A 25,718-nucleotide genomic window follows, 5' to 3' on the forward strand; every position below is an offset into this window, starting at 1 on the left:
CCGAATATTGGTGTGCCTACGGAAGTTTCCTTCAGCCGGTTCTCCACCGGAAGGAGCGCACGTGCCCTCCAGACGCACCGTCCTCGTCGCGACCGCGGGCGTCACCGCGGGACTGACCGTCGGCAACAGCGCGTACGCCTTCGGCTCCGGCGGCAAGAACGCCGGCCACCGGAGCGCCGACGACAAGAAGCTCCGCTCACTCCTCTCCCGTATGACCCTTGAGGAGAAGGTCGGCCAGCTGTTCGTGATGCGGGTCTACGGCCACTCCGCCACCGCCCCCGACCAGGCCGACATCGATGCCAACCTCAAGGAGATCGGCGTCCGCACGGCCGCCGAGCTGATCGCCCGGTACCGCGTCGGCGGGATCATCTATTTCACCTGGGCGCACAACACCCGGGACCCCCGGCAGATCGCCGAACTGTCGAACGGGATCCAGCAGGCCTCCCTGGACCAGCCGCGCGGCCTCCCCGTGCTCATCGCCACCGACCAGGAGCACGGCGCCGTCTGCCGGATCGGCACGCCCGCGGCCCTCTTCCCGGGCGCGATGGCCATGGGAGCGGGCGGCTCGCACGCCGACGCCCGTACCCTCGGCCGGATCTCCGGCGCCGAGCTGCGGGCGATGGGCGTCCGGCAGGACTACTCCCCCGACGCCGACGTCAACGTGAACCCGGCCAACCCCATCATCGGCGTACGGTCCTTCGGGGCCGACCCGGACGCGGTCGGCGCGCTGGTCGCCGCCGAGGTGCAGGGGTACCAGGACGCCGGGGTCGCGGCCACCGCCAAGCACTTCCCGGGCCACGGCGACACCGCCGTCGACAGCCACACCGGCTTCCCGGTGATCACGCACAGCCGCGAGCTGTGGGAGAAGCTGGACGCGGTCCCCTTCCGGGCGGCGGTGCGGGCGGGCATCGACTCGATCATGACCGCGCACATCCAGTTCCCGGCGCTGGACGGCTCCGGCGACCCGGCGACCCTCTCGCACCCGGTCCTCACCGGCATCCTGCGCGGTGAACTCGGCTACGACGGGGTCGTGGTGACCGACTCACTGGGCATGGAGGGCGTGCGGACCAAGTACGGCGACGACCGGGTCCCGGTGCTCGCCCTGAAGGCCGGGGTCGACCAGCTCCTCAACCCGCCCACCCTGGAGGTGGCCTGGAACGCCGTCCTGAAGGCCGTCCAGGACGGGGAGCTGACCGAGGCGCGGCTGGACGAGTCGATCCTGCGCATCCTGCGGCTGAAGTCCCGGCTGGGGCTGCTGGACCGGCCGTACGTCAACGCCAAGGACGTCGGCCGGGTGGTGGGCACGGCCCGGCACCTCGCCGCCGCCGACCGGATCGCCGAGCGCACCACCACCCTGCTGGTCAACGAGGGCGGCCTGCTCCCGCTGTCCCGCCGCACGCACGGCAGGGTGCTGGTGGTGGGCGCCGACCCGGCCTCCCCGTCCGGTACGACGGGGCCGCCCACCGGCGTGCTCGCCGCCGCCCTCACCGAACTCGGCTTCACCGCCACCGCGTTGGCCACCGGTACGGAACCTTCCGCGGCGACGATCGACAAGGCGGTCGTGGCGGCCCAGGGGGTGGACGCGGTGGTCGTCGGGACGTACAACGTGACGGCGGACAGCGGGCAGCGGCGGCTGGTGGAGCAGTTGCTCGCGACCGGCCGGCCGGTGGTGGCGGTGGCCGTGCGCAACCCGTACGACATCGCCCAACTGCCCACCGTGCGGGCCTGCCTGGCCTCCTACTCCTGGACGGACGTCGAACTGCGGGCCGCGGCCCGGGTGATCGCCGGCCGGGTCGCACCGCGCGGCAGGCTGCCGGTGCCGGTGCTGCGGGCGGACGATCCGACGCAGGTGCTGTACCCGATCGGCCACGGGCTGACGTACTAGACGTACGTAACGGATCGGGCGTAACACCCCCAACGGGCGGAAAGCATCCCGCACGGCTGGCGTGGACCGTGATCGCGGGCCACGCTGGCAGGGGGGTTGGTATGAGGAGCAGACGTTTCGCGGGGGTGCTGGTGACGCTCGCCGTCGCCCTGCTGTCGGCCGGGTGCCGGCTGTCCTCGTCCGGGGAACCGGCAGGCAGCGCGCGGCCGGCGGCGAGTCCGGCGACCTCCGGGTACGGCGCCCGGTTCCTCGCGGTCGACGAGTGCAGCTCGTTCGGGACCGCCAGTTACACCGAGGTTCCCTGCGCCGGCGAACGGGCGGCGGCCCGGGTCGTCGCCCGGTACGACGGGACGGTCGCCGCCGGCCCCGCGTGCCCGGCCACCACCGACTTCGTGCTGCACATCAGCGCCCAGCGCACAGGCGGCGACGTGGACGGTGACGGAACGATCCCTCAGGGCTACGCCTGCATGCGCAACCTGGAGCCGCCGCACCCCGGGGACCCCGGCGGGGGCGGTGGACCGCGCACGATCGTCGGCGACTGCGTCTACGGCTCGGGCCACGGCCAGGTCCGGGAGACCGCCTGCGACGGCTCGGGAAAGCGGAAGCCCCAGTACGAGGTGGTGCGGGCGGTGACCGCGCGGGACCGGTGCCCGGCATCGACGGCCCTGTACGTCCAGCTCGGCGGCGACCAGCCGGTGGGCTGCGCCCGCCGGATGTGAACGCTCCCTGCCGGCCTCGACCGCGGCCGGGGTTCACCGCCCGAGGTGGGCCGATGCGTGCGGAGACCGGGCTGAACACCCTGAGCAGGTCGACGCCCGCGACCGGTCACGGCCTCAGCAGAGGATCCACCCCGAGCTCGCCGAGGAGCGCCCCACCGCGCCCTTGACCCAGACGCACCGGTGCCCGGCGTGCACGGTCACCGGGCCCGCGTGGTACTTGTACTCGCCCTTGTCGACGACCGGGCGGTTGCCGCGGGCCTGGACGCTGACGGACATCATGCGTCTGCCGCCGGACGACCTGGGGAGCGTGATCGCGCAGACGTAGCCGCCCTGCCGGTAGATGTGCACGGTGCCGGTGGCGAAGGGCAGGGTCCGCACCTGACGTCCGGCGCAGTCGGCCGCCGTCACGGCCTGGGCCTCGGCCGGCGCCACGAGGGCGAGCGCCCCGGAGGCGGCCAGCACGGCAGCTCCCAGCGCCAGCCGCCGCCGTATCGCACCACTGTCCACAGTCGTCCCCTCCCGCACCGCACCGCAGCTGTGCCCCAGCCATGACCGTACTGATGTACGGACGCACGACATATGTCGGATGGTTGCACGACCGTCGGGGACCGGCTGACCCGCCCTGGATCACGGCAGGTCACGACGTCGGCGGCTCAGCGGGTGGCGCCGACCGGTTCCTCCGGTTCCTCGGACTGGCCGATGAAGGTGCGCCACAGGTCGGCGTAGCGGCCGTCGCGGGCGAGGAGTTCGTCGTGGGTGCCGTCCTCGACGACCCGGCCGTGGTCCATGACCACCACCCGGTCGGCGCGGGCGGCCGTGGTCAGCCGGTGGGCCACCACAAGGGTCGTACGACGGCCCGCGAGGCGGTCGGTGGCCAGGTTCACCTGGGCCTCCGTAGCCAGGTCCAGGGCCGCCGTCGCCTCGTCGAGGAGCAGGACGTCGGGGTCGACGAGTTCCGCGCGGGCCAGCGCGATCAGCTGGCGCTGGCCGGCCGAGAGGTTGCGGCCGCGTTCGGCCACCTCGTGGAGGTAGCCGCCGTCCAGGGTGGCGATCATCTCGTGGGCGCCGACCGCGCGGGCCGCCGCCTCCACCTCGGCGTCGGTGGCGTCCGGGCGGCCGTAGGCGATGGCGTCCCGGACGGTCCCCTGGAAGAGGTACGCCTCCTGCGGAACGACCCCGAGGCGATGGCGGTACGCGGTGAGGTCCAGGGTGCGCAGATCCCTGCCGTCGACCGTCACCCGGCCGCCCGTCGGGTCGTAGAACCGCGCGACCAGCTTGACGAGGGTGGACTTGCCGGCGCCGGTCTCACCGACGAAGGCGACCGTCTGCCCGGCGGGGATGGTCAGGTCGATGCCGCCCAGGGCCGCGTCGCCGTCTTCGGCGGCGCCGTACGCGAAGTGCACGTCCTCGAAGGCGATCTCGCCCCGGAGTTCGGGCACCTCCCGCGGCTGGTCAGCCGCCTGTGTCGACGTCCGCTCGCGGAGCAGTTCCTGGATGCGGCCGAGGGAGACGGTGGCCTGCTGGTAGCCGTCGAAGACCTGGGAGAGCTGCTGGACGGGGGCGAAGAACAGGTCGATGTAGAGGAGGTAGGCGACCAGCGCGCCGGTCGTCAGCGTCGCCGCCTCGACGCGGTGGGCGCCCGCGATCAGGACGCTCGCCGCGGCCACCGACGACAGCAGCTGCACGAACGGGAAGTAGACCGAGATCAGCAACTGGCCCCTGCGACGGGCCGCGCGGTAGCTCTCGCTGCGCTCGGTGAAGCGGCGGCCGCTGTCCTGCTCGCGCCGGAAGGCCTGCACGATCCTGAGGCCCGACACCGACTCCTGGAGGTCGGCGTTGACCACCGAAACCCGCTCACGGGCGAGTTCGTAGGCCTTCACGCTGGCCCGGCGGAAGAAGAAGGTCGCGACGATCAGCGGCGGCAGGGTGGCGAAGACGACCAGCGCGAGCTGTACGTCGATCACCAGCAGGGCGACCATGATGCCGAAGAAGGTGACGACGGAGACGAAGGCGGTGACCAGGCCGGTCTGCAGGAACGTGGAGAGGGCGTCGACGTCCGTCGTCATCCTCGTCATGATCCGGCCGGTCAACTCCCGCTCGTAGTAGTCGAGTCCGAGCCGCTGGAGCTGGGCGAAGATCTTCAGGCGGAGGGAGTAGAGGACGCGTTCGCCGGTGCGGCCGGTCATCCGGGTCTCGCCGATCTGGGCCGCCCACTGGGCCAGTACCGCGAACAGCCCGAGCAGCGAGGCCGCCCAGACCGCGCCGAGCGCCATCTTGGTGACGCCCTGGTCGATGCCGTGCCGGATCAGCACCGGCAGCAGCAGGCCCATGCCGGCGTCCACGGCGACCAGGGCGAGGCTGACGAGCAGGGGGCGGCCGAAGCCGCGCAGCAGCCGGCGCAGACCGTAGGAGTCCTCGGGACGTACGGCCCGGCCCTCGTCGATGTCGGGGGTGTCGGTGGCCGGGGGCAGCGCGTCGACCTGGGCGAGGAGCTCGGGGGTGGCCGGGGTCCCGGCGAGGGCGAGGTCCCTGGGCGTACGGTCACCGGTCCACAGGCGCGGGGTCACGCCGCGCTCGGCGTCGAACTCCGCGTCCAGTTCGTCCCTGACGGACGTGTCCTCCTGCGGGACGGCGGGCAGGGCGTGGCCCGGGGAGACGCCGCCCAGCTCGTCGGGGTCGGTGAGCAGCCGGCGGTAGAGCGCGGACCGCTCCTGGAGCTCCTCGTGGGTGCCGATGGCGGCGAGCCGCCCGCCGTCGAGGACGGCGATGCGGTCGGCGAGGTTGAGGGTGGAGCGGCGGTGCGCGATGAGGAGGGTCGTCCGGCCGCGCATGACGTGTTTGAGCGCCTCGTGGATCTCGTGCTCCACGCGGGCGTCGACCGCCGAGGTGGCGTCGTCGAGGACCAGCAGCCGGGGGTCGGTGAGCAGGGCGCGGGCGAGGGCGACGCGCTGGCGCTGGCCGCCGGAGAGGGTGAGGCCCTGCTCGCCGACCTTGGTGGCGTAGCCCTCGGGCAGCTCGGCGATGAAACGGTCCGCCTGGGCGGCGCGGGCGGCCTCGTGGATCTCCTCGTCGGTCGCGTCGGGGCGGCCGTAGGCGATGTTGCCGCGAACCGTGTCGGAGAAGAGGAAGGAGTCCTCCGGGACCAGGCCGATGGCCGACCGCAGCGAGTCGAAGGTCAGCTCGCGGACGTCGTGGCCGCCGACCAGGACGGCGCCGTGGGTCACCTCGTAGAAGCGCGGCAGGAGCAGGGAGACCGTGGACTTGCCGGAGCCGGAGGAGCCGACGACGGCGAGGGTCTCGCCCGGCCGGATCTCGAAGCTCAGCCCCTTCAGGACCGGGCGGTCGTCGTGGTACCCGAAGGACACGTCGTCGAACTCGACGGTCGCGGGCGCGTCGGCGGGGAGGGTCTTCGTGCCCTCCTTCAGGGTCGGCTCGGTGTCGATCAGCTCCAGGACGCGCTCGGTGCCGGCGCGGGCCTGCTGGCCGACGGTGAGGACCACGGCGAGCATCCGGACCGGGCCGACCAGCTGGGCCAGGTAGGAGGAGAAGGCGACGAAGGTGCCGAGGGTGATGTGACCGCGGACGGCCAGCCAGCCGCCGAGCGCCAGCATGGCGACCTGGCCGAGGGCCGGTACGGACTGCAGGGCCGGGGTGAACCTGCTGTTCAGCCGGATGGTGCGCAGCCGCCCGGCGAAGAGCCTGCGGCCGACCTCCCGGAGCTTGCCGGTCTCCTGGTCCTCCTGCCCGAAGCCCTTCACCACGCGGACACCGCTCACGGCGCCGTCGACCACGCCGGCGACCGCCGCGGCCTGGGCCTGGGCGTACCAGGTGGCGGGGTGGAGCTTGCTGCGGCTGCGTTTGGCGATCCAGTACAGGGCCGGGGCGACGGCCAGGGCGACCAGGGTGAGCGGCGGCGACAGCCAGGCCATGATGCCGAGGGAGATCAGGAAGAGGAGGACGTTGCCGATGGTCATCGGCAGCATGAAGAGCAGGCCCTGGATCAGCTGGAGGTCGCTGGTGGCCCGCCCGACCACCTGGCCGGTGGACAGCTCGTCCTGCTGCCGTCCGTCGAGCCGGGTGATGGTGCCGTACATCTCGGTCCGCAGGTCGTGCTGAACGTCGAGGGCGAGCCGGCCGCCGTAGTAGCGGCGGACGTAGGTGGCCGCGTAGACGAGCACGGCGGCGCCGATCAGGGCGCCGGCCCAGGGCCCCATGGCCCGGCTGTGATCGCCGATCACGTCGTCGATGATCACCTTGGTGATCAGGGGTACGACGGCCAGTACGGCCATACCCGCCAACGAGGACCCGAGCGCGAGGACGACATCCTTGGGGTGCCGCCAGGCATACCCCGCCAGCCTGCGCGCCCAGCCCTGTCGCTCCCCCTGTTGCGCTGCCACGCGGCCGCCCTCCGTTCGCCCTGATCTTCCGCATGGCCACAACACGGACGGAACCGGATTTCATCCCTCCGCAACAAAACCTCGGTCGCTGGTCGTAGCGGACTCGGTCCATGGACCTGGGCCGCCGTCCCTCCGGCCGGCCGGGCTTGACCTCAAGCAAGGTCGAGTTTCTACGGTCGGCGGTGTCGAACCGCGCAGAGGGAAGCAGAGGGAAGGACCGCCATGCAGTACTCGCACAGCGATGCCGAACTGATTCGCCAGCCCATCGGCTACTGGAGCTGGGCCGCCTACAAGGCTGTCGTCACCCGCGCGAGGACCGCCCTCGCAAAGGCCGGCACCACGCAGCCGCAGTGGTGGATCCTGGCCCAGGTCGCCGGGGCCGGCGGCACCAAGGAGCGCGCGGAGGTGTCCCGTGTCCTCCGGGGCTACCTGGACTCCGGCCCGGAAGCCCTGGAGGAGGAGATCGACAGCACCATGGCCCACGGCTGGATCACCGAGGACAGCGGCGGCCTCCTGAGCCTCACGGAGGAGGGCCGGACGTTCCACGGCAGGGCCGCGGCCGTCCAGGCCGGGCTGGAGGCGGAACGCCGGGCGGGCATCTCCGACGAGGAGTACCTGATCACCCTCAAGGTGCTGCAGCGCTTCATCCACAACACGGGCGGGACCGCCTGGCACCACTAGGCGCTGCGCGGTGAGCGCCGTGCTGTGCCGTCGTTCGACCGCGGCACCGTCGTGGCTGGTCGCGCCCCGCGGCGGAGCCGCTGTCGGTGCGGCTCCGCGCCCCTGCGGGGCGCTGCCGGACCGCAGCGGGGTTCGCCCGGTCCGCGTCACCTTCGCCCGCAGCGGCCCGGGGGCCTGCCCGCCGTCGGCGCGCGCGCCGGTAACGACTAGTCAAACCCTGCCCCGCCCGTACAACCATTCGTGCGAACTCGCGAGTCAATCCGGGTATGACTCACCGGATATCCAGACGCGCCAGGGTGCTGGTGGCGATCGCAGGCGGGGCCGCGTTCACGGCGGGGGTGGCCGCACCCGCCTCGGCAGCCGCTCCCACCGTCAGCTGCACGTCCGCGAAGGCGGGCCTGGCCACGAAGCTGCAGAAGGACATCACGGCGGCGATGGCGAACCGCAGGGGGACCATCGCCGTCGGCCTCTACGACCGTTCCACGAAGACCACTTGCACGCTCCGTGCCACCACGCACTACGACTCGGCGAGCACCGTGAAGGTGACCGTGCTGGCCACGCTGCTGTGGGACGCCAAGAAGCACAACCGCTATCTGACGGCCACCGAGGCATCGCTGGCCAAGGCCATGATCACCAAGTCGGACAACGACGCGACGACCAAGCTGTGGAAGCAGCTCGGCCTGACGAAGATCAAGGGGTTCCTGACCGCCGCCGGGATGACCCAGACCACCCCGGGCGCCAACGGCTACTGGGGTCTCACCCAGATCGACGTCCACGACGAGCAGCGGCTGCTCGCCCTGATCACCGCCAAGAACACGGTCCTGAGCGACAACTCCCGGGCCTACATCCAGAAGCTGATGGGGCAGGTCATCTCGTCCCAGCGCTGGGGCACCCCGTACGGCGTCCCCTCCGGCGTCTCCGTGCACGTCAAGAACGGCTGGCTGTCGCGCTCCACGCACGGCTGGCGGGTACACAGCCTCGGCACCTTCAAGGGCGGCGGCCACGACTACATGATGACCGTGCTGACCCACGACAACAGCACCATGAACTACGGGATCACCACGATCCAGGGCATCGCGAAGGTCATCCACAAGGACCTGGCGGCGAGTTGAGCCCGCTCGGGTCATGGCGGGAACACGCTCCGGCCATGACCCGACCGCCGTCGTGCCGCGATCCGGCCCCGGACCGGCGGTGGCCCGACCCCGACCCCACCTTTCACGAGCGGGTCTCCGGTACGCCTACCGCACCGACGACCCGACCCTCGGCGTCCCGAGGTCCAGGCCCTCTCCGACGGCCGTCTCCTCGTCCTGGAGCGCGGGTTCACCTCCGGCGTCGGCGACACCGTCCGCCTCTTACCCATATCTCACGCACCCACAGCCTGCGCCCAGGATCGGCACAGCCCTCACCCATCGGCCGTCTGCATGGTGGGCTGGTGACATCTGCCACCGATCCCATTCCCCCCACGACCGTGTCCCCCGACTGGGCGCCGCCCACGGCGACCCCCGCGGCTCCCCTGCCGGACAAGGCACCGCGCTGGTCGCTGCCCGCGCTGATCGCGATCCTGATCCTGGCGGCGGTGCTCTACTCCTGGAACCTGTCCGGCTCCAACATGAACACCTTCTACAGCGGCGCCATCTGGGCCGGTACGAAGAGCTGGAAGGCCTGGTTCTTCGGTTCGCTGGACCCGGGCAACTTCCTGACCGTCGACAAACCGCCATTCGCGACCATGGTCATGAGCCTGTCGTGCCGGATCTTCGGCTTCGGCACCTGGCAGATGATGGTTCCGCAGGTCGCGGCCGGCCTCGGCACGATCTGGATCCTGCACGCGAACCTGAAGCGGATCTGGGGCCACGGCGCGGCGACCGTCGCCGCGCTGGTGCTCGCGCTGACCCCGATCACCGTCGCGATCAACCGCGACAACAACCCCGACACGATCCTGGTCTTCCTGATGGTCGCGGGCGCGGCGCTGGCGTTCCGCGCCACCCGTGACGAGAGGCTGCTCCCGCTGCTCGGCTCGGCGGCCTGCTTCGGCCTCGCCTTCAACACCAAGCTGCTCGCGGGCTGGATCGCGCTCCCGGCCGTCTTCGCGCTGTACCTGTACGCGTCGAAGGCCCCGTGGGTGAAGCGGGTCGTCAACCTGGCGCTCGCCGCGGTCGTGCTGGCCGTCTCCAGCTTCTGGTGGGCGATCGCCGTCTCCCTGGTCCCGGCCTCCGACCGCCCGTACATCGGCGGCTCCACGGACGGCTCCGCCTGGGACCTGATCATGGGGTACGACGGTCTCGGCCGCGTCTTCGGCGGCGAGGGCAACGGCGCCGGCGGCGGGGGCGGTGGCGGCGGCTTCTCCGGCTCCGCCGGTCTCGGCCGCATGTTCAACGACATCCTCGGCGGCCAGATCTCCTGGCTGCTGCCCTTCTCCGCGATGGCCCTGATCGGCGGTCTGGTGCTGTGCGGCCGCGCTCCCCGCGCCGACCTCCGCCGGATGGCGCTGGTCCTGTGGGGCGGCTGGACCCTCCTGCACTACGTGATCTTCGCGACCGCGCAGGGCACCATGCACCCGTACTACACGACCGCGCTGGCCCCGGGCATCGCGGCGCTGTGCGGCGGCGGTGGCGTGATGCTGCAGCACGCGTTCCGCACCGACAAGCGGTGGATCTGGGTCCTCCCGGCCGCCTTCGGCGTGACCGGCATCTGGGCGATCGTCCTGCTCCGCCGCGCCTCCGGCTGGAACACCTGGCTGTGGCCGACGATCGGCGTCCTGACGGTGGCCGGCATCGTGGGCATGATCCTCTTCCGGTCCGGCAACCGGGCCCGCCTCCTCACGGCCTCGGTGGCGACGGCCGTGATCGCGGCGCTGGCCGGTCCGACGGCGTACGCCGCGGCGGAGCCGTTCGGCGGCTCCAGCGGCGGTGGCATGGGCGGTACGAACCCGACGGCCGGCCCCTCGACCGGCAGTGGCGGCTTCGGCGGCGGACCCGGCGGCAACCGGGGCGGCTTCCCGGGCGGGCGGAACGCCGAGGCCGGCGGCGAGATGGGCGGCGGCTTCCCCGGCGGCACGAACGGCGAGGCGCCGGGCGGCGGTACGGGCGCGACCGGCGGCAGCGGCGCCGCCGGCGGTCCTGGCGGTACCAACGGCCAGGCGCCCGGCGGCACCCAGCAGGGCGGCGGCTTCCCCGGCGGCACGAACGGCGAACTGCCGGGCGGCGCGGCCGGAGGTACCGGTGGCACCGGCGAGGCGGGCGGCACCCCGCCGAACGGCACCGGCGAGGCGGCCGGCGGCACCGGTCAGCGCGGCGGCTTCGGCGGCGGTGGCATGGGCGGCGGTGTGAGCAGCGACCTGATCGCCTACCTGAAGAAGCACATGGACGGCGCCACCTGGCTGCTCGCGGTCTCCAACTCCCAGTCCGCGGCCCAGATCGAGCTGAGCGCCAAGGAGCCCGTGATCTCCATGTGGGGCTTCACCGGAACCGACAAGGCGATGACCGTCGCCAAGCTGAAGGAACTGGTCAAGGCGGGCAAGCTGCACTACATCCAGGTCGGCGGCGGCGGTATGGGCATGGGCGGCAACAACACGCTCAGCTCCGCGGTGACCAGCTGGGTGCAGAAGAACGGGACGGCGGTGAAGGAGAGCGCCTACAGCAAGAGCACGAGCACGAGCACGACGGAGAACTCGGCCTCGAACTCCAAGTCCTCGACGTCTTCGTCCACTTCGTCCACCTCCACGCTCTACCGGCTCGACCCGTCTGACGTCAGCTGACGCAACCCGACCCCCGGAGTGACCCCCGACCACACGGTCGGGGGTCCCTTTTTACGTCCCGTTCACCTCGTCGTCCTCATGTTCATGTCACCCTCCTTCTTGCCGCCTCATCAACCCGCGTAGATGGGAATCTCTTTATGCTGGCGACACGAATCCGGCGCTGGAAGTCGGTGGCCCTGACGACCGCCGCCGTCCTGGTGGGCCTGACCGCCCCGGCGCTGACGGCGACCCCGGCCGCCGCCACGACCACCGCGTACGACTCGACGTACTACAAGAACGCGATCGGCAAGACGGGGACGAGCCTCAAGTCGTCCCTGCACACGATCATCAGCGCGAACGTCACCAAGCTGTCGTACTCGGCCCTGTGGGACGCCCTGAAGAAGACCGACCAGGACCCGAACAACAGCAGCAACGTGATCCTGCTGTACTCGGGCATCTCGCGCAGCAAGACCCTCAACGGCGGTGACAGCGGCGACTGGAACCGTGAGCACGTGTGGGCGATCTCGCACGGCGACCTCACCACGTCCACCGGCCCCGGCACGGACCTGCACCACATCCGTCCCGAGGACGTGGCGGTCAACGGCAAGCGCGGCAACCTCGACTTCGACGAGGGCGGCTCCACCTTCACCAACAGCGGCGGCAGCAAGGCCGACTCGGACTCCTTCGAGCCGCGCGACGCGGTCAAGGGCGACGTGGCCCGCATGATCCTGTACATGGCCGTCCGTTACGAGGGCGACGACGGCTTCGCCAACCTGGAGCCGGACGACAAGGTCAACAACGGCTCCAACCCGTACATCGGCAAGCTCACGGTCCTCAAGCAGTGGAACGACGAGGACCCGCCGGACTCCTTCGAGGAGAACCGCAACGACGTCATCTACAGCACCTACCAGCACAACCGGAACCCGTTCATCGACCACCCGGAGTGGGTGGACGCGATCTGGTAGCCCGGTGATGTTGAACGACTAGTTACCTCACACAGGTGAAGTCGATCTTGGGCTCGGGCGTGTCCGTGTGACCGCCCAGGAGCATGGGGGCGCCCCGGCAGTTCCGACGGGGTGTCCCCAACTCCCTTTTACGGAGAGCCCCGTGAAGTTTCGCAGTTGGTCCATCGCCGCCGCGCTCGCGCTGACCGCACTCGTCGTCCCCGCGCAGAGTGCCTCCGCGCACGCGGCCGCCGCCCCCTCCTGTCCCGACGGCTCGGTGTGCTTCTGGAGCGGGGAGGGCTTCGGCGGCGACTACTGGGAGTGGACGGCCCGCAGCGGCTACCGCGACATGCCTCCGAACCTCCACGACCACGTCGGCTCCTTCGTCGCCTCCACCCGCGCCTGCCTCGTCAACTGGTCCCCGACCGAGAAGCGCGACACCTTCAACGGCGACTGGCGCTCCCAGTACCTCGGCGACTTCGGCGGCCGCATCGACGGGGTGGGCGCGGGCGCCTGCTGAACCGGTCATCGCCCCGGGCCGGCCGGCAGCGCGGCCTGCCTGCCCGGGGTCCTTCGCGCTCAGCCCAGGTGTGTCGGCGCGAACATCCGCAGCAGCGCCGGGAGCACGACCACCGAGGGCCCAGGGGTGGACAGGGCCTTCGCCAGGTCCGTCTCCAGGGTCTCGGGGTTCGTGCGGACGCCGGGGACGCCGAAGGACTCCGCCAGGGCCACGTAGTCGGGGCGGGCCAGTTCCGTCGCCGTGGCCTCGCCGAAGGAGTCCGCCATGTACTCGCGCAGGATGCCGTAGCCGCCGTCGTCCACGATGAGCCAGGTGACCGGGAGGTCGTGCTGCCTCGCCGTCGCCAGTTCCGCGATGGAGTAGAGGGCGCCGCCGTCGCCGGACACCGCGAGGACCGGGCGGGTCGGGTCGGCCGCGGCCGCGCCGAGCGCCGCCGGGAAGCCGTAGCCGAGACCGCCGGCGCCCTGGGCCGAGTGCATGAGGTTCGTGCCCTGCGGGTCGAACGCCGACCACGCCCAGTAGGCCAGGATCGTCATGTCCCAGAAGGACGGGGACGTCCGCGGGAGGGCCCGGCGGACCGCCGCCAACACGTCCTGTTCCAGGGTGAGTTCCTGGGCTGCGATGCGCTCCGAGACCCGGGACAGCAGATCCCGTACCCGGTCGGCCGCCGTGTCGTCCGCGCGCGGCGACACCGTTTCCAGCAGGGCCTGGAGCCCGAGCCTGGCGTCCGCGTGGATGCCGAGCGCCGGGTGGTTGGACTCCAGCTTGCCGAGGTCCGCCTCGATCTGGACGACGCGGCCCCGGGGCTTGAACGTGTGGTAGTTCGAGGAGAGTTCGCCCAGGCCCGAGCCCACGACCAGCAGGACGTCCGCGTCCTCCAGGAAGTCCGTGGTGTGGCGGTCCTCCAGCCAGGACTGGAGGGAGAGCGGGTGGTTCCAGGGGAAGGCGCCCTTGCCGCCGAAGGTGGTGACGACCGGCGCGTTCAGCTGCTCGGCGAGCTGCCGCAGCTTGCCCGAGGCGTCCGCCCGTACCACTCCGCCGCCCGCGATGATCGCCGGGCGGGCCGCACGGGACAGCAGGTCGGCCGCCACCGCGGTCAGTTCGGGACGCGGCGGCAGCTCGTCCGGGGTGGCGTCCATCGCCGTCACCACCGGAAGCGGGGTCGGGGCCAGCAGCACGTCCTGCGGGATCTCCACCCACACCGGGCCGTGCGGGGCGGAGAGGGCCGACTTCCAGGCCGCCGCGAGCGCGGACGGGATCTGCGACTGGGTGCGGACGGTGTGGACCGACTTCACCACGCCCCGGAATGAGGCCGACTGGTCCGGGAGTTCGTGCAGGTAGCCGTGACGGCCGCCGCCGAGGCCGGCCGTCGGGATCTGGCTGCTGATCGCCAGCACGGGCGCGGAGGCCGAGGCCGCCTCCTGGAGCGCGGCCAGTGAGGTCAGCGCGCCGGGGCCGGTCGACAGCAGCAGCGGGGCGGCCTCGCCGGTGATCCTGCCGTACGCGTCCGCCGCGAAGCCCGCGTTGTTCTCCACCCGCAGGCCGACATAGCGCAGCGACGAGCGGCGCAGGGCGTCGAACATGCCGAGGGCGTGCTGGCCGGGCAGCCCGAAGACCGTCGTCGCGCCGAGCCCGGCCAGCGTCTCCACGACCAGGTCCCCGCCGTTGCGGCCGGCGGGCGGGTTGAGGGCTGCGGCCGTCTGCGCCTCCGTCGGGCGGAGTACCAGGTCGTGGTCGTGGGTCACTTCGAACGAGCCTCGGCAATCTGGCGGGTCATGATCGTGGTCAGTTCGTACGCCGTGTGCGAGGCCGCCACCGACGTGATCTCCGCGTGGTCGTACGCGGGGGCCACCTCGACGACGTCCGCCGACACCAGGTTGCAGGAGGAGAGTCCGCGCAGGATCTCCAGCAGTTCCCTGGACGTCATACCACCGGCCTCGGGCGTGCCGGTGCCCGGGGCGTGAGCGGGGTCCAGACAGTCGATGTCGATCGAGATGTACAGCGGGCGGTCGCCGATGCGCTGGCGGAGCTGGTCGGCCACCTCGTCGGCGCCCCGGCGGTAGATGTCCGCCGAGGTCACGATGCCGAAGCCCATCTTCTCGTCGTCGGTGAGGTCCTGCTTGCCGTACAGCGGGCCGCGGGTGCCGACGTGCGAGAGGGCCGAGGTGTCGAGGATGCCCTCCTCGACCGCCCGCCGGAACGGGGTGCCGTGGGTGTACTCGGCGCCGAAGTAGGTGTCCCAGGTGTCCAGGTGGGCGTCGAAGTGGAGGAGCGCGACCGGGCCGTGCTTCCTGGCCACCGAGCGGAGCAGGGGGAGGGCGATGGTGTGGTCGCCGCCCAGGGTCATCAGCCGGGCGCCGGTGCCGAGCAGTTGGTCGGCGGCGGCCTCGATGGTCTCGACGGCCTCGTTGATGTTGAAGGGGTTGACGGCGATGTCCCCGCCGTCCGCGACCTGCGCCAGGGCGAAGGGGGACGCGTCCTGCGCCGGGTTGTAGGGGCGCAGCAGCCGGGACGCCTCGCGGATCGCGTTGCCGCCGAAGCGGGCGCCCGGCCGGTACGAGACACCGGAGTCGAACGGCACGCCCACCACCGCGACGTCGGCGGTGCCGACCTCGTCGAGGCGGGGCAGCCGGGCGAAGGTCGCGGGACCGGCGTACCGCGGGATGCGGGAGGAGTCGACGGGGCCGCGGGGTGTCTCGTTGCTGCTCATGAGGTCATGCCTTCTTTCCTACGCTTCGTCGCGTATGTACTGCTTCTGTCTACGACTTTACTGGGCGGCCGGGACCGGTTCGGACACGAGTTCGGGAGCCGCGCGGCCCGCGAGCCGTTCCCGCCAGTTGGCCAGCACGGCCGCGTCGGTCGGCCTGGTCGCCAGGGAGACGGCGACATACGCGGCCAGGGAGGCGAGGAGGCCGTAGTAGACGGGCTCGTTGGCGAGGATGCCGTAACCTGCCATCAGGCCGATCACCGCGAGGCCGCCGACGGTCACGGCGGCGAGGGCGCCCTGGACCGTGCCGCGCTTCCACAGCAGTCCGCCGAGGATCGGCACCAGGAGGCCGCCGACCAGCAGGTTGTAGGCCACGGTCAGCGCTTCCACGACGTTGTTGAGCGCGATGGCCGTGCCGATCACCCCGACGCCCATGATCAGGATGAAGACGCGGTTGCCCCGCACCTCGTCGTGGTCACCGGACCTCGCCTTCCCCCGGATCCGCGACCAGATGTCGTTGTTGGCGACGGTCGCACAGGCGATCAGCGCGCCGGAGGAGGTCGACATGACCGCGGCCAGCGCGGCGGCCAGCACCAGGCCCCGTACCCCGACGGGGAGTTCGTCCTTGACGATGGTCGCGAAGGCGTCGTCCGGGCTGCCCAGCTTCGGGTACAGCACCTTGGCCGCGGTACCGATCACGGCACCGGCGAGGGCGTACACCAGGCAGTAGGTGCCGGCGACGGTGCCGCCCCACTTCGCCGTCCGGTCGCCCCGGGCCGTGAACACGCGCTGCCAGATGTCCTGGCCGATGAGCATCCCGAACGTGTAGATCAACACGTAGGTGAAGATCGTCTCGCCGCCGATGCCCAGCGGGTCGAAGTACGCCGTGGGCAGCTTGGCCTTCATCTCGGAGAAGCCGCCGGCCTTGACCACGGCGATGGGCAGCAGCAGGAGCAGCACGCCGATGGTCTTCACGACGAACTGCACCATGTCCGTCAGCGTGATCGACCACATACCGCCGAGCGTCGAGTAGGCGACGACGATCGAGCCGCCGATGACGATCGCGAGCGTCCGGTTCATGTCGAAGAGGACGTCGAAGATCGTGGCGTACGCGATGGTCGAGGTGACGGCCAGCATCAGGGTGTACGCCCACATCACGACACCGGAGATCACGCCCGCCCGGCCGCCGTACCGCAGGTCCAGCATCTCGGAGACCGTGTACACCCTGAGGCGGGCGATCCGGGCCGAGAAGAAGACCGACAGGGCCAGCAGCCCGAGGCCGATGGTGAAGACCATCCAGGCGCCGGAGAGGCCGTACTGGTAGCCGAGGCCCACGCCGCCGATGGTGGAGGCGCCGCCGAGGACGATCGCGGCCATGGTGCCGGAGTACATGGCGGGGCCCAGGCGGCGGCCCGCCACCAGGAAGTCGCTCTTGGACCTGGCACGGCGCATGCCCCACCAGCCCATGGCCAGCATGCCGGCCAGATAGATCACGATCACTGCGTAGTCGACGGCCACAGGGCCCTCCTTCGCCGGGGGTCTCGCCGGTGGGTGACGGTCACCGACACTAGGTGGCCGGAAAGCGACTGCGAAGTGTACGTTTCATCCATTCGAGGCCCGCTGGACGGAGGGAACGCACACCGTGCCGGATCCCGCTGTTCCCCCCACACCCCCGGTGCCCCTCGCCGCCCTGCTGGCCCGCGAGGACCTCGCCCTGCGCCAGATCGCCGGGCCGTCCGACCCGTCGCTGGTGGTCCACTGGGCGCACACCTCGGAGATGGCCGACCCGTACCCCTACCTGCTGGGCGGGGAGCTGCTGCTGACCGCCGGGGTGCACATCCCGGACGCGGCCGGCTCGGGCACCTACTTCGACGACTACGTGTCCCGGATCGTGGCGGCGGGCGGCGCGGCCCTCGGCTTCGGGCTGGCCCCGGTCCACGACACCGTCCCGCGCGCCCTGGTGGCGGCCTGCGAGGCGTACGATCTCCCGCTGGTCGAGGTCCCGCCGGGGACCACCTTCTCCGCCGTCGCCCGCGCGGTCTGGCAGCTGATGGCCCAGGCCCGCCTCGCCGAGCTGCGCCGGGTCACCGAGGCCCAGCAGAGCCTCGCGGCGGCCGCCGCCCGACCCGACCCGGTCCCCTCGGTACTGCGCCAGCTGGCCCAGCGGGTGGGCGGCTGGACGGCCCTGTACGGCCCGGAGGGAGCCGAGCTCGCCTCGGCGGGGCGGGAGCCGGAGGCGCCGGTACGCGGCTCGCTGGCCGAGCTGACGGAGGTGGTACGACCGTCCGGCCCCGGCACCCCCACGTCGGCGACCCACGCCACGGCGGGCACCCACCTCGCGGCCTACACCCTCAGCACCGGCTTCGTCCTCGGGGTGGCCACCCCGGCCCGCGAACCGGGCGACCACACCATCGCCTCGGTGGCCACGGTCCTCCTCACCCTCCTCACCGGCGAACAGCACAGCGGCTCGGGCGCGGCCCGCAACGCGGCCCTCGTACGGCTCCTGGTGGGTGGCACAGCGGAGGAGGTGGCACCGCTGCTGGGCGGGAGCGACACCTGGTTCGTCGTACACGCCTCCCCGAACGACCAACGCGACCTCCCCAACCCCTCGGGGGCGCGGGACCCTGCCGATATGCGGCTCCGCCGCGGGGCGCGACAAGCCCCCACACCCCCGCACCCGCACCCGCACCCGCCCGACCTCCTCACCGCCACCGCACTGGGCGCCTCACTCGGCTCGGCTCTCATCGACCCCGTAGGGGACATCGTCCAACTCCTGGTCCCCGCCGACCGGCAACCCGCACCACAACCCGGCTGGACTCTGGGCGTCAGCGCCCCCGTACCCGCACACCAACTCCCGGCCGCCGCCGCGCAAGCGACCCGCGCCCTGGCCCGCGCCCGAGCGACCCGCACCCCCCTTGTCCGGCACAACACCCGACCCGCACTGGGCGACCTGATCCCGGCAGACGAGGCCCATGCCCACGCCCGCGCCCTCCTCGGCCCCCTCGCGGAGCACCCCGCCCTCACCGAGACCCTGCGCACCTGGCTCTCCCTGCACGGCAGTTGGGACCGCACGGCGGTGGCACTCTCCGTGCACCGCAACACCGTGCGCCAGCGCATCGCCCGCTGCGCGGCGCTCCTCGGCACCGAACTCGACGACCCGGACGTACGGATGGAGCTGTGGTTCGCCCTCCGGCAGGGGTGAGTGACGCACGTCCCAGCGGGCGATACGGCAGGGGAATCGGCCGGCGCCCTGCCTCACAATGGAGCCATGCCGATACCCGGGACACCCAGCCGCGCCGAGCTCGTCGAGCACCTTGTGAAGACCCGTATCGCGGGCGATGTCGCCACGCCCCGCGAGAACAACCTGCTCCACTACCGCAAGCTGGCCAACGGCGAGCGCAACTGGTGGCTCGGACTGGAACTCGGCGACCGCTGGACCGACGAGCAGGACGTGCTGGCCGTGATGGCCGAGCGGGTCGGGGTGAACGACGACCCCGAGTACCGGTACGGCCAGGACACCATCGACCCCGAGCTGACCGTGGACGGCCTGGACCGGCTGGCGGCGCGGCTGCGCAAGGCGGCCGAGGGGCGGCAGCGGGTGCTGTTCGCCACCGGGCACCCGGGCGGCCTGCTGGACGTGCACCGGGCGACGGCGGCCGCGCTGCGCGCCGCCGGCTGCGAGGTCGTGGTCATCCCGGACGGGCTGCAGACGGACGAGGGGTACGTCATGCAGTTCGCCGACGTGGCCGTCCTGGAGCACGGGGCGACACTGTGGCACACGCATTCCGGTGAGCCGATGAAGGCGATCCTGGGCGGGCTCGAGCGCGAGGGGCGGCCGGCGCCCGACCTGGTCGTGGCCGACCACGGCTGGGCGGGGTACGCGGCGCAGGTGGGCCTGGACTCCGTCGGTTACGCCGACTGCAACGACCCGGCGCTGTTCCTCGCCGAGGCGGAGGGCACCCTCCAGGTGGCCGTACCGCTCGACGACCACGTGCGCAGCCCGCGGTACTACGACCCGATGACCGCGTACCTGCTGTCGGAGGCGGGGCTGGCGTAACCGCACCGGGCCGGGCGAGGTGCGGCCCCCGCGCACGGGAACCGCACCTCGTGGCCTGGCCTAGACCCTGAATTGGCTTGGTGTCTGTTCGCGTCCGGTCGGCTCAGAACCCGAGCCCGCCGTAGCCGAACCCGCCGTAGCCGAAGCCACCGAAGCCACTGACGCCGTACCCGACGGTGGGGACGACCACGACGGGGACGACCGCGACGGGGGCGTAGCCGTAGCCGCCGTAGCCGAAGCCGCCGTAACCACGGCAGTTGTTGAACCCGCCGCCGAACCGGGAGTTGCAGCCGAAGCCGCCGGTGACCACGCTCTGGTGAGTGGAGGCGGGGGCCGCCGAGGCGGTGCCCGCGGCGCCGATCGCGGCCCCACCGGCCAGCATCAGGCCGGCGGCGGACATCGCGGCGATGCGCCTCGCGCGCTGTACTCGCATGGGAAATACCTTTCTGCCGGACTTACGTCCGCTACGCGGCACGTCCGCTATGCGGCACATGCACTGTGCGGCATTTCACTCATAGAGCTTAATCTCGGACAGGTCGCCCGGCACTTCGGGCGCTCACCGCCCGTGATCGACCGAGGTCGCGGGGCCCGGGGTGGGGTCCAGGTAGACCCGGCCGATCATGGGGAACGCGGCCCGCAACCGCTGTTCGGCCCGTTCGCAGGCCCACTCGATCTGGGCCGCCGTCGACACGTCCCGGAAGTCCACCTTGGCCGCGACCAGCGCCTCCTTCGGGCCCTGCACCAGGGTGGTCAGCTCCAGTACGGCCACGATGTGCTCGGACTCCAGCAGCTCCGCCCTGATCCGCTCCCGCACGGCCTTCGGCAGCGGCCGGCCGATGAGGAACTCGGCGTTCGAGCGGCCCAGCACCCAGGCGACGTACAGCAGCAGCACGCCGATGAGCAGGGAGGCGAGGCCGTCCCAGACGCCGGAGCCGGTGAGCTGCCCGCCGAGCAGGCCGCCGGCCGCGAGCACCAGGCCGACGAGCGCGGCCGAGTCCTCCATCACCACGGCCTTCACGGCGGTGTCGGGGGTGCGCCGGAGATACCTCTTGAACGACACCCGGACCCGGGCCGCCTCGCCGTACGCCTGCTTCAGTCCCGTACGCAGGGAGAACCCCTCCAGGACGAAGGCGACCGCGAGGACGATGTACGACACCAGCGGGTTGCCCAGCTCCTCGCCCGCGGTCAGGGTGTGGACGCCGTCGTAGAGGGAGAAGACCGCGCCGCCGACGAAGGTGGCGACGGCGGCCAGCATGGCCCAGATGTACCGCTCGGGGCCGTATCCGAACGGGTGCTCCTCGTCGGCGGGTTTCTCGCTGCGTTTGAGCGCGGTGAGCAGCAGCAGCTCGGTGACCGTGTCGGCGACCGAGTGCGCCGCCTCGGAGAGCATCGCGCTGGACCCGCTGATCAGCCCGGCGACCGCCTTGGCGAGGGCGATCCCGAGGTTGGCGACGGCGGCGACGATCACCGTGACGGTGCTCTCGCCCCCACCCTTTTCGGCCCCACCGCTCTGGTCGGCTCCGCCATCCTGTTCGACTACGGCGCTCTGGTCGGCTCCGCCACTGTGTTCGGCTTCGGACATGCCCCCAGTTCTACCTGGGGACGCGGACGACACCCTCCTGGATCACGGAAATGGCCAGTGAACCGTCCTGGGTGTAGATCCGGGCCTGCCCGAGCCCGCGGCCGCCGTACGCCGACGGGGACTCCTGGTCGTACAGCAGCCACTCGTCGGCGCGGAACGGCCGGTGGAACCACATGGCGTGGTCCAGCGAGGCCCCCACCACGTCCCCGACGGCCCAGCCGCCGCGACCGTGCGCGAGCAGCACCGAGTCGAGCAGGGTCATGTCGGAGACATAGGTGGCGAGGACGACGTGCAGCAGCGGATCGTCGTCGAGCTTGCCGTTGGTCCGGAACCACACCTGGCTGTGCGGCTCGCGCGGCTCGCCGAACTTCCCGAACGGCGGCTCGTCGACGTACCGCAGGTCGATCGCCTCGCGGGCCTCCAGGAACTTCTCCACGACGGTGGAGGGCAGATGGTCGTAGCCGCGCAGCCGCTGCGCCGAGGTGGGCAGCGTCTCCGGGTCCGGCGCGGGCGGCATCGGGGTCTGGTGGTCGAGGCCGTCCTCGTACACCTGGAAGGAAGCGGAGAGGGCGAAGATCGGCCTGCCGTGCTGGACGGCGACCGCGCGCCGGGTGGTGAACGAGCGGCCGTCGCGGATCCGCTCGACGTTGTAGACGATGGGCGCGCCGGGGTCGCCTGCGCGCAGGAAGTACGCGTGCAGCGAGTGGGCGTGCCGGTCCGCCGGGACGGTGCGCCCGGCGGCGACCAGCGCCTGGGCCGCGACCTGCCCGCCGAACACCCGCGGGACGACGGCGGACCGGGACTGGCCGCGGAAGATGTTCTCCTCGATCTGCTCCAGGTCGAGCAGATCGAGGAGATCGTTCAGTGCCTCGTTCATGGCACCTTTTCTACTGGCCGGTAATTGCGGGGACCTTACAGGCCCATGTCCTTCGCGATGATCGTCTTCATGATCTCGCTGGTGCCACCGTAGATGCGGTTGACACGGTTGTCCGCGTACAGGCGGGCGATCGGGTACTCGTTCATGAAGCCGTAGCCGCCGTGCAGCTGGAGGCAGCGGTCGATCACGCGGTGGGCGACCTCGGTGGTGAACAGCTTGGCGCTGGCGGCCTCGGCCGGGGTCAGCTCACCGGCGTCGAGGGCCTCCGTGGCGCGGTCGACGACGGCCTCGGCCGCGTCCACCTCGGCCTGGCAGGCGGCCAGCTCGAACTTGGTGTTCTGGAAGGCGGCGACGGGCTGGCCGAAGACCACCCGCTCCTGCACGTACTGCTTGGCGAACCGGACGGCGGCCTTGGCCTGCGCGTAGGCGCCGAAGGCGATGCCCCAGCGCTCGGAGGCGAGGTTGTGGCCGAGGTAGTAGAAGCCCTTGTTCTCCTCGCCGAGGAGGTCCTCGACGGGGACCTTGACGTCGACGAACGCCAGCTCGGCGGTGTCGGAGGTCTTCAGGCCCAGCTTGTCGAGCTTGCGGCCGACCGAGTAGCCCTCGGCCTTGGTGTCCACCACGAACAGGGAGATGCCGTGGCGGCGGTCCTCCTTGGTGGGCGCGGAGGTGCGGGCGCAGACGATCATGCGGTCGGCGTGCACACCGCCGGTGATGAAGGTCTTGGCGCCGTTGAGGACGTAGTGGGTGCCGTCCTCGGAGAGCTTGGCGGTGGTCTTCATGCCCGCGAGGTCGGAGCCGGTGCCCGGCTCGGTCATCGCGATGGCCCACATCTCCTCGCCGGAGACGAACTTCGGCAGGTACTTCTTCTTCTGCTCGTCGTTGGCGAGCAGCTTTATGTACGGCAGGCCGAGCAGCACGTGCACACCGGAACCGCCGAAGGAGATACCGGCGCGGGCGGTCTCCTCGTACAGGACGGCCTCGAACTTGTAGGAGTCGATGCCGGCGCCGCCGTACTCCTCGTCGACGCGGATACCGAAGACGCCCAGCTCGGCGAGCTTGTAGTAGAAGTCGCGGGGCGCCTGGCCGGCCGCGAACCACTCGTCGTACACGGGTACGACCTCGGCCTCGATGAAGGCGCGGAGGGTCTCCCGGAACGCCTCGTGATCCTCGTTGAACAACGTACGGCGCACGGCCGCCACCTCCAGGCACGGTTCATCTGTCTAAGCGCTTGCTCAGACTTCACCGTACCGGTGGGTAGGCGGATGGGTCCAGGGCCGGAGCCGGGGGGACCGGGGTAACGCTCATCACGCCGCCGCGGCCTCGAAGGCGCCCCTCGCCATCCGGTGCAGGAGTACCGCCGTCGTCCCGCGCCCCGGCAGGGAACCCGGCCGGCCCAGGTGCGGGGTCGAGTTCAGCAGGCCGAAGACCGAGTGGACCGCCGAGCGGGCCGCGGGTTCCGGCAGGGCGGGGTAGACCTCACGGAGGACCTCCACCCACAGTTCGACGTACTGGCGCTGGAGCTGGCGCACCAGCTTGCGGTCGCTGTCGCGCAGGCGGTCCAGCTCCCTGTCGTGCAGGGTGATCAGCGGGCGGTCGTCGAGGGCGAAGTCGATGTGGCCCTCGATGAGGGAGTCCAGGACCGCCGACGGCGCGCTCTGCCCGTCGGCCTCCGCCAGCCGCCGCTTCGCGCCCGTCAGCAGCTGACCGCTGATCCCCACCAGCAGCTCCGCGAGCATCGCGTCCTTGCCCGGGAAGTGCCGGTAGAGGCCGGGCCCGCTGATGCCGACCGCGGCGCCTATCTCGTCCACGCCGACACCGTGGAAGCCGCGCTCGGCGAAGAGCCGGGCGGCCTCCTTGAGGATCTGCTCGCGACGGGTCGGGGCATCGGTTCTCGTGACCATGAGGGCAATTCTAGACAGGGAGGTTAGCGGTCGTTAACCTGGAGGAAATGCGTTAACGCTCATTAACAAAGTGAGGGGATCGCGGGCATGGACCAGGCACCGGAGCTGACGAGCGCGGCGGACCCCGCGTCGGAGGCCTGGCGGGCCAACGAGGCGGCGCACCGCGCGCTCGTCGAGGAGCTGCACGCCAAGCTCGCCGCGGCCGCGCTGGGCGGCGGCGAGAAGGCGCGGGCCCGGCACACCGCGCGCGGCAAACTGCTGCCCAGGGACCGGGTGGACACGCTGCTGGACCCCGGCTCGCCGTTCCTGGAGCTGGCCCCGCTGGCCGCCGAGGGGATGTACGAGGGGGCGGCCCCGGCGGCCGGTGTGATCGCCGGGATCGGGCGGGTCAGCGGGCGCGAGTGCGTGATCGTCGCCAATGACGCCACGGTCAAGGGCGGCACGTACTACCCGATGACCGTGAAGAAGCACCTGCGGGCCCAGGAGGTGGCCCTCGACAACCGGCTCCCCTGTCTCTACCTGGTGGACTCCGGCGGTGCCTTCCTGCCCATGCAGGACGAGGTCTTCCCGGACCGCGACCACTTCGGGCGGATCTTCTACAACCAGGCCCGGATGTCGGGGGCGGGGATCCCGCAGATCGCCGCCGTCCTCGGCTCGTGCACCGCCGGCGGCGCGTACGTACCGGCGATGAGCGACGAAGCGGTGATCGTCCGCAACCAGGGCACGATCTTCCTCGGCGGCCCGCCGCTGGTGAAGGCCGCCACCGGTGAGGTCGTCACGGCGGAGGAGCTGGGCGGCGGCGAGGTGCACTCCCGGGTCTCCGGGGTCACCGACCATCTCGCCGAGGACGACCCGCACGCGCTGCGGATCGTCCGGAACATCGTCGCCACCCTCCCCGCCCGCCGCGACCTGCCCTGGACGGTCACCCCGGTCGTCGAGCCGAAGGTCGATCCCTACGGCCTCTACGGCGCCGTCCCGGTCGACTCCCGCACCCCCTACGACGTCCGCGAGATCATCGCCCGGATCGTCGACGGCTCCCGGTTCGCCGAATTCAAGAGCGAGTTCGGGCAGACCCTGGTCACCGGCTTCGCCCGGATCCACGGCCACCCGGTCGGGATCATCGGCAACAACGGCATCCTCTTCTCCGAGTCCGCCCAGAAGGGCGCCCACTTCATCGAGCTGTGCGACCAGCGCGGGATCCCGCTGGTGTTCCTGCAGAACATCTCCGGCTTCATGGTGGGCAAGGACTACGAGGCCGGCGGCATCGCCAAGCACGGCGCGAAGATGGTGACGGCCGTGGCCTGCACCCGCGTCCCGAAGCTGACCGTCGTCGTCGGCGGCTCGTACGGCGCCGGGAACTACTCCATGTGCGGGCGGGCCTACTCCCCCCGCTTCCTGTGGATGTGGCCGAACGCCAAGATCTCGGTGATGGGCGGCGAACAGGCCGCGTCGGTCCTCGCGACGGTGAAGCGGGACCAGCTGGAGGCACGCGGCGAGGACTGGCCGGCCGAGGACGAAGAGGCCTTCCGGGCGCCCGTCCGCGCGCAGTACGAGCGCCAGGGGAACGCCTACTACGCGACCGCCCGGCTCTGGGACGACGGGGTCATCGACCCCCTCGAAACCCGGCAGGTGCTCGGTCTGGCCCTGACGGCCTGTGGCAACGCGCCGCTGGGTGACCCCCAGTTCGGCGTCTTCCGGATGTGAGGAGGGGA

The 25,718-nt window shown here is 71.5% G+C and carries 20 protein-coding genes and 1 pseudogene; 11 read left to right on the top strand and 10 right to left on the bottom strand.

The annotated features are described in order from the left end of the window. Positions 1–61 precede the first annotated feature (61 nt). Both ACZ4N4_RS05730 and ACZ4N4_RS05735 read left to right on the top strand, forming a co-directional pair. Positions 62–1,885 carry a glycoside hydrolase family 3 protein gene (locus ACZ4N4_RS05730; RefSeq protein ID WP_467584778.1) on the top strand — a complete coding sequence of 608 codons (1,824 nt, stop codon included), beginning with the start codon at positions 62–64 and terminating at the stop codon, positions 1,883–1,885. A gap of 101 nt (positions 1,886–1,986) precedes the next feature. Beyond that, positions 1,987–2,604, top strand: a complete 618-nt coding sequence (locus ACZ4N4_RS05735; RefSeq protein ID WP_467584781.1) for a hypothetical protein — start codon at positions 1,987–1,989, stop codon at positions 2,602–2,604. Between the two features lie 114 nt (positions 2,605–2,718). On the opposite strand, the gene ACZ4N4_RS05740 is transcribed toward ACZ4N4_RS05735, so the two are convergent. Further along, the gene (locus tag ACZ4N4_RS05740; RefSeq protein ID WP_467584784.1) at positions 2,719–3,111 is read right to left on the bottom strand and encodes a hypothetical protein; all 393 of its coding nucleotides are present in this window, start codon (positions 3,109–3,111) and stop codon (positions 2,719–2,721) included. 146 nt (positions 3,112–3,257) lie between these two features. Next, on the bottom strand, positions 3,258–7,001 hold the full coding sequence (locus tag ACZ4N4_RS05745) for an ABC transporter ATP-binding protein (protein ID WP_467584787.1): 3,744 nt from the start codon (positions 6,999–7,001) through the stop codon (positions 3,258–3,260). Positions 7,002–7,223: 222 nt separating this feature from the next. Between ACZ4N4_RS05745 and ACZ4N4_RS05750 the strand changes: the two genes are divergently transcribed. From ACZ4N4_RS05750 to ACZ4N4_RS05775, 6 genes and pseudogenes are all read left to right on the top strand, one after another. Then, a complete protein-coding gene (locus ACZ4N4_RS05750) occupies positions 7,224–7,682 on the top strand; it encodes a MarR family winged helix-turn-helix transcriptional regulator (RefSeq protein WP_467584790.1) in 459 nt (152 codons plus the stop codon). A 266-nt stretch (positions 7,683–7,948) separates the two neighbouring features. Next, positions 7,949–8,794: a serine hydrolase gene (locus ACZ4N4_RS05755; RefSeq protein WP_467584793.1), complete on the top strand. Its 846-nt coding sequence runs from the start codon at positions 7,949–7,951 to the stop codon at positions 8,792–8,794. A 115-nt stretch (positions 8,795–8,909) separates the two neighbouring features. Continuing rightward, positions 8,910–9,034 (top strand): annotated as a pseudogene (locus ACZ4N4_RS05760) (esterase-like activity of phytase family protein); the annotation flags it as partial. 80 nt (positions 9,035–9,114) lie between these two features. Further along, positions 9,115–11,436 (top strand): ArnT family glycosyltransferase, encoded by a 2,322-nt coding sequence (locus ACZ4N4_RS05765; RefSeq protein WP_467584796.1) that lies wholly within the window; start codon positions 9,115–9,117, stop codon positions 11,434–11,436. Between the two features lie 137 nt (positions 11,437–11,573). Then, a complete protein-coding gene (locus ACZ4N4_RS05770; RefSeq protein ID WP_453577287.1) occupies positions 11,574–12,380 on the top strand; it encodes an endonuclease I family protein in 807 nt (268 codons plus the stop codon). Positions 12,381–12,522: 142 nt separating this feature from the next. After that, the gene (locus ACZ4N4_RS05775; protein WP_467584799.1) at positions 12,523–12,879 is read left to right on the top strand and encodes a peptidase inhibitor family I36 protein; all 357 of its coding nucleotides are present in this window, start codon (positions 12,523–12,525) and stop codon (positions 12,877–12,879) included. A gap of 59 nt (positions 12,880–12,938) precedes the next feature. On the opposite strand, the gene ACZ4N4_RS05780 is transcribed toward ACZ4N4_RS05775, so the two are convergent. The 3 genes from ACZ4N4_RS05780 to ACZ4N4_RS05790 are packed head-to-tail and all read right to left on the bottom strand — an operon-like array spanning position 12,939 to position 17,104. Then, complete coding sequence (locus tag ACZ4N4_RS05780; RefSeq protein WP_467584802.1) at positions 12,939–14,624, bottom strand: thiamine pyrophosphate-binding protein; 1,686 nt, start codon at positions 14,622–14,624, stop codon at positions 12,939–12,941. Further along, positions 14,621–15,589, bottom strand: a complete 969-nt coding sequence (speB, locus tag ACZ4N4_RS05785) for an agmatinase (protein WP_351734961.1) — start codon at positions 15,587–15,589, stop codon at positions 14,621–14,623. Before speB ends, ACZ4N4_RS05780 begins: the two co-directional genes overlap by 4 nt. A gap of 57 nt (positions 15,590–15,646) precedes the next feature. Beyond that, the gene (locus tag ACZ4N4_RS05790; RefSeq protein WP_467584805.1) at positions 15,647–17,104 is read right to left on the bottom strand and encodes a sodium:solute symporter family protein; all 1,458 of its coding nucleotides are present in this window, start codon (positions 17,102–17,104) and stop codon (positions 15,647–15,649) included. Positions 17,105–17,228: 124 nt separating this feature from the next. Here ACZ4N4_RS05790 and ACZ4N4_RS05795 point away from each other — a divergent pair, with 124 nt between their 5' ends. After that, positions 17,229–18,788, top strand: coding sequence for a helix-turn-helix domain-containing protein (locus ACZ4N4_RS05795; RefSeq protein WP_467584808.1), 1,560 nt, complete (start codon positions 17,229–17,231; stop codon positions 18,786–18,788). Positions 18,789–18,854: 66 nt separating this feature from the next. Further along, positions 18,855–19,643: a phosphatase gene (locus ACZ4N4_RS05800; RefSeq protein ID WP_467584809.1), complete on the top strand. Its 789-nt coding sequence runs from the start codon at positions 18,855–18,857 to the stop codon at positions 19,641–19,643. Positions 19,644–19,746: 103 nt separating this feature from the next. Here ACZ4N4_RS05800 and ACZ4N4_RS05805 read toward each other — a convergent pair whose 3' ends face one another. The 5 genes from ACZ4N4_RS05805 to ACZ4N4_RS05825 all read right to left on the bottom strand — a co-directional run bounded on the left by ACZ4N4_RS05805 (position 19,747) and on the right by ACZ4N4_RS05825 (position 24,006). Then, a complete protein-coding gene (locus ACZ4N4_RS05805; protein WP_453577270.1) occupies positions 19,747–20,076 on the bottom strand; it encodes a hypothetical protein in 330 nt (109 codons plus the stop codon). 123 nt (positions 20,077–20,199) lie between these two features. Further along, positions 20,200–21,225, bottom strand: a complete 1,026-nt coding sequence (locus tag ACZ4N4_RS05810) for a cation diffusion facilitator family transporter (protein ID WP_467584812.1) — start codon at positions 21,223–21,225, stop codon at positions 20,200–20,202. A gap of 10 nt (positions 21,226–21,235) precedes the next feature. Beyond that, the gene (locus tag ACZ4N4_RS05815) at positions 21,236–22,102 is read right to left on the bottom strand and encodes an acyl-CoA thioesterase (protein WP_450756024.1); all 867 of its coding nucleotides are present in this window, start codon (positions 22,100–22,102) and stop codon (positions 21,236–21,238) included. A gap of 35 nt (positions 22,103–22,137) precedes the next feature. After that, on the bottom strand, positions 22,138–23,295 hold the full coding sequence (locus ACZ4N4_RS05820) for an acyl-CoA dehydrogenase family protein (RefSeq protein WP_384477453.1): 1,158 nt from the start codon (positions 23,293–23,295) through the stop codon (positions 22,138–22,140). A 114-nt stretch (positions 23,296–23,409) separates the two neighbouring features. After that, positions 23,410–24,006, bottom strand: coding sequence for an SACE_7040 family transcriptional regulator (locus ACZ4N4_RS05825; protein ID WP_362574213.1), 597 nt, complete (start codon positions 24,004–24,006; stop codon positions 23,410–23,412). 87 nt (positions 24,007–24,093) lie between these two features. Here ACZ4N4_RS05825 and ACZ4N4_RS05830 point away from each other — a divergent pair, with 87 nt between their 5' ends. Further along, entirely contained in the window at positions 24,094–25,710 is a 1,617-nt protein-coding gene (locus tag ACZ4N4_RS05830) for a carboxyl transferase domain-containing protein (protein ID WP_453577257.1), read from the top strand. Positions 25,711–25,718: the final 8 nt, after the last annotated feature.

This window comes from Streptomyces sp. NPDC026538 (assembly GCF_055567535.1).

Excerpts from the sequence above, each read along its gene's own strand:
- ACZ4N4_RS05735 (WP_467584781.1), top strand. The coding sequence starts at position 1,987 with ATGAGGAGCAGACGTTTCGCGGGGGTGCTGGTGACGCTCGCCGTCGCC.
- ACZ4N4_RS05750 (WP_467584790.1), top strand. The coding sequence starts at position 7,224 with ATGCAGTACTCGCACAGCGATGCCGAACTGATTCGCCAGCCCATCGGC.
- ACZ4N4_RS05755 (WP_467584793.1), top strand. The coding sequence starts at position 7,949 with ATGACTCACCGGATATCCAGACGCGCCAGGGTGCTGGTGGCGATCGCA.
- ACZ4N4_RS05770 (WP_453577287.1), top strand. The coding sequence starts at position 11,574 with ATGCTGGCGACACGAATCCGGCGCTGGAAGTCGGTGGCCCTGACGACC.
- speB (WP_351734961.1), bottom strand. The coding sequence starts at position 15,589 with ATGAGCAGCAACGAGACACCCCGCGGCCCCGTCGACTCCTCCCGCATC.
- ACZ4N4_RS05800 (WP_467584809.1), top strand. The coding sequence starts at position 18,855 with ATGCCGATACCCGGGACACCCAGCCGCGCCGAGCTCGTCGAGCACCTT.
- ACZ4N4_RS05805 (WP_453577270.1), bottom strand. The coding sequence starts at position 20,076 with ATGCGAGTACAGCGCGCGAGGCGCATCGCCGCGATGTCCGCCGCCGGC.
- ACZ4N4_RS05810 (WP_467584812.1), bottom strand. The coding sequence starts at position 21,225 with ATGTCCGAAGCCGAACACAGTGGCGGAGCCGACCAGAGCGCCGTAGTC.
- ACZ4N4_RS05815 (WP_450756024.1), bottom strand. The coding sequence starts at position 22,102 with ATGAACGAGGCACTGAACGATCTCCTCGATCTGCTCGACCTGGAGCAG.
- ACZ4N4_RS05825 (WP_362574213.1), bottom strand. The coding sequence starts at position 24,006 with ATGGTCACGAGAACCGATGCCCCGACCCGTCGCGAGCAGATCCTCAAG.
- ACZ4N4_RS05830 (WP_453577257.1), top strand. The coding sequence starts at position 24,094 with ATGGACCAGGCACCGGAGCTGACGAGCGCGGCGGACCCCGCGTCGGAG.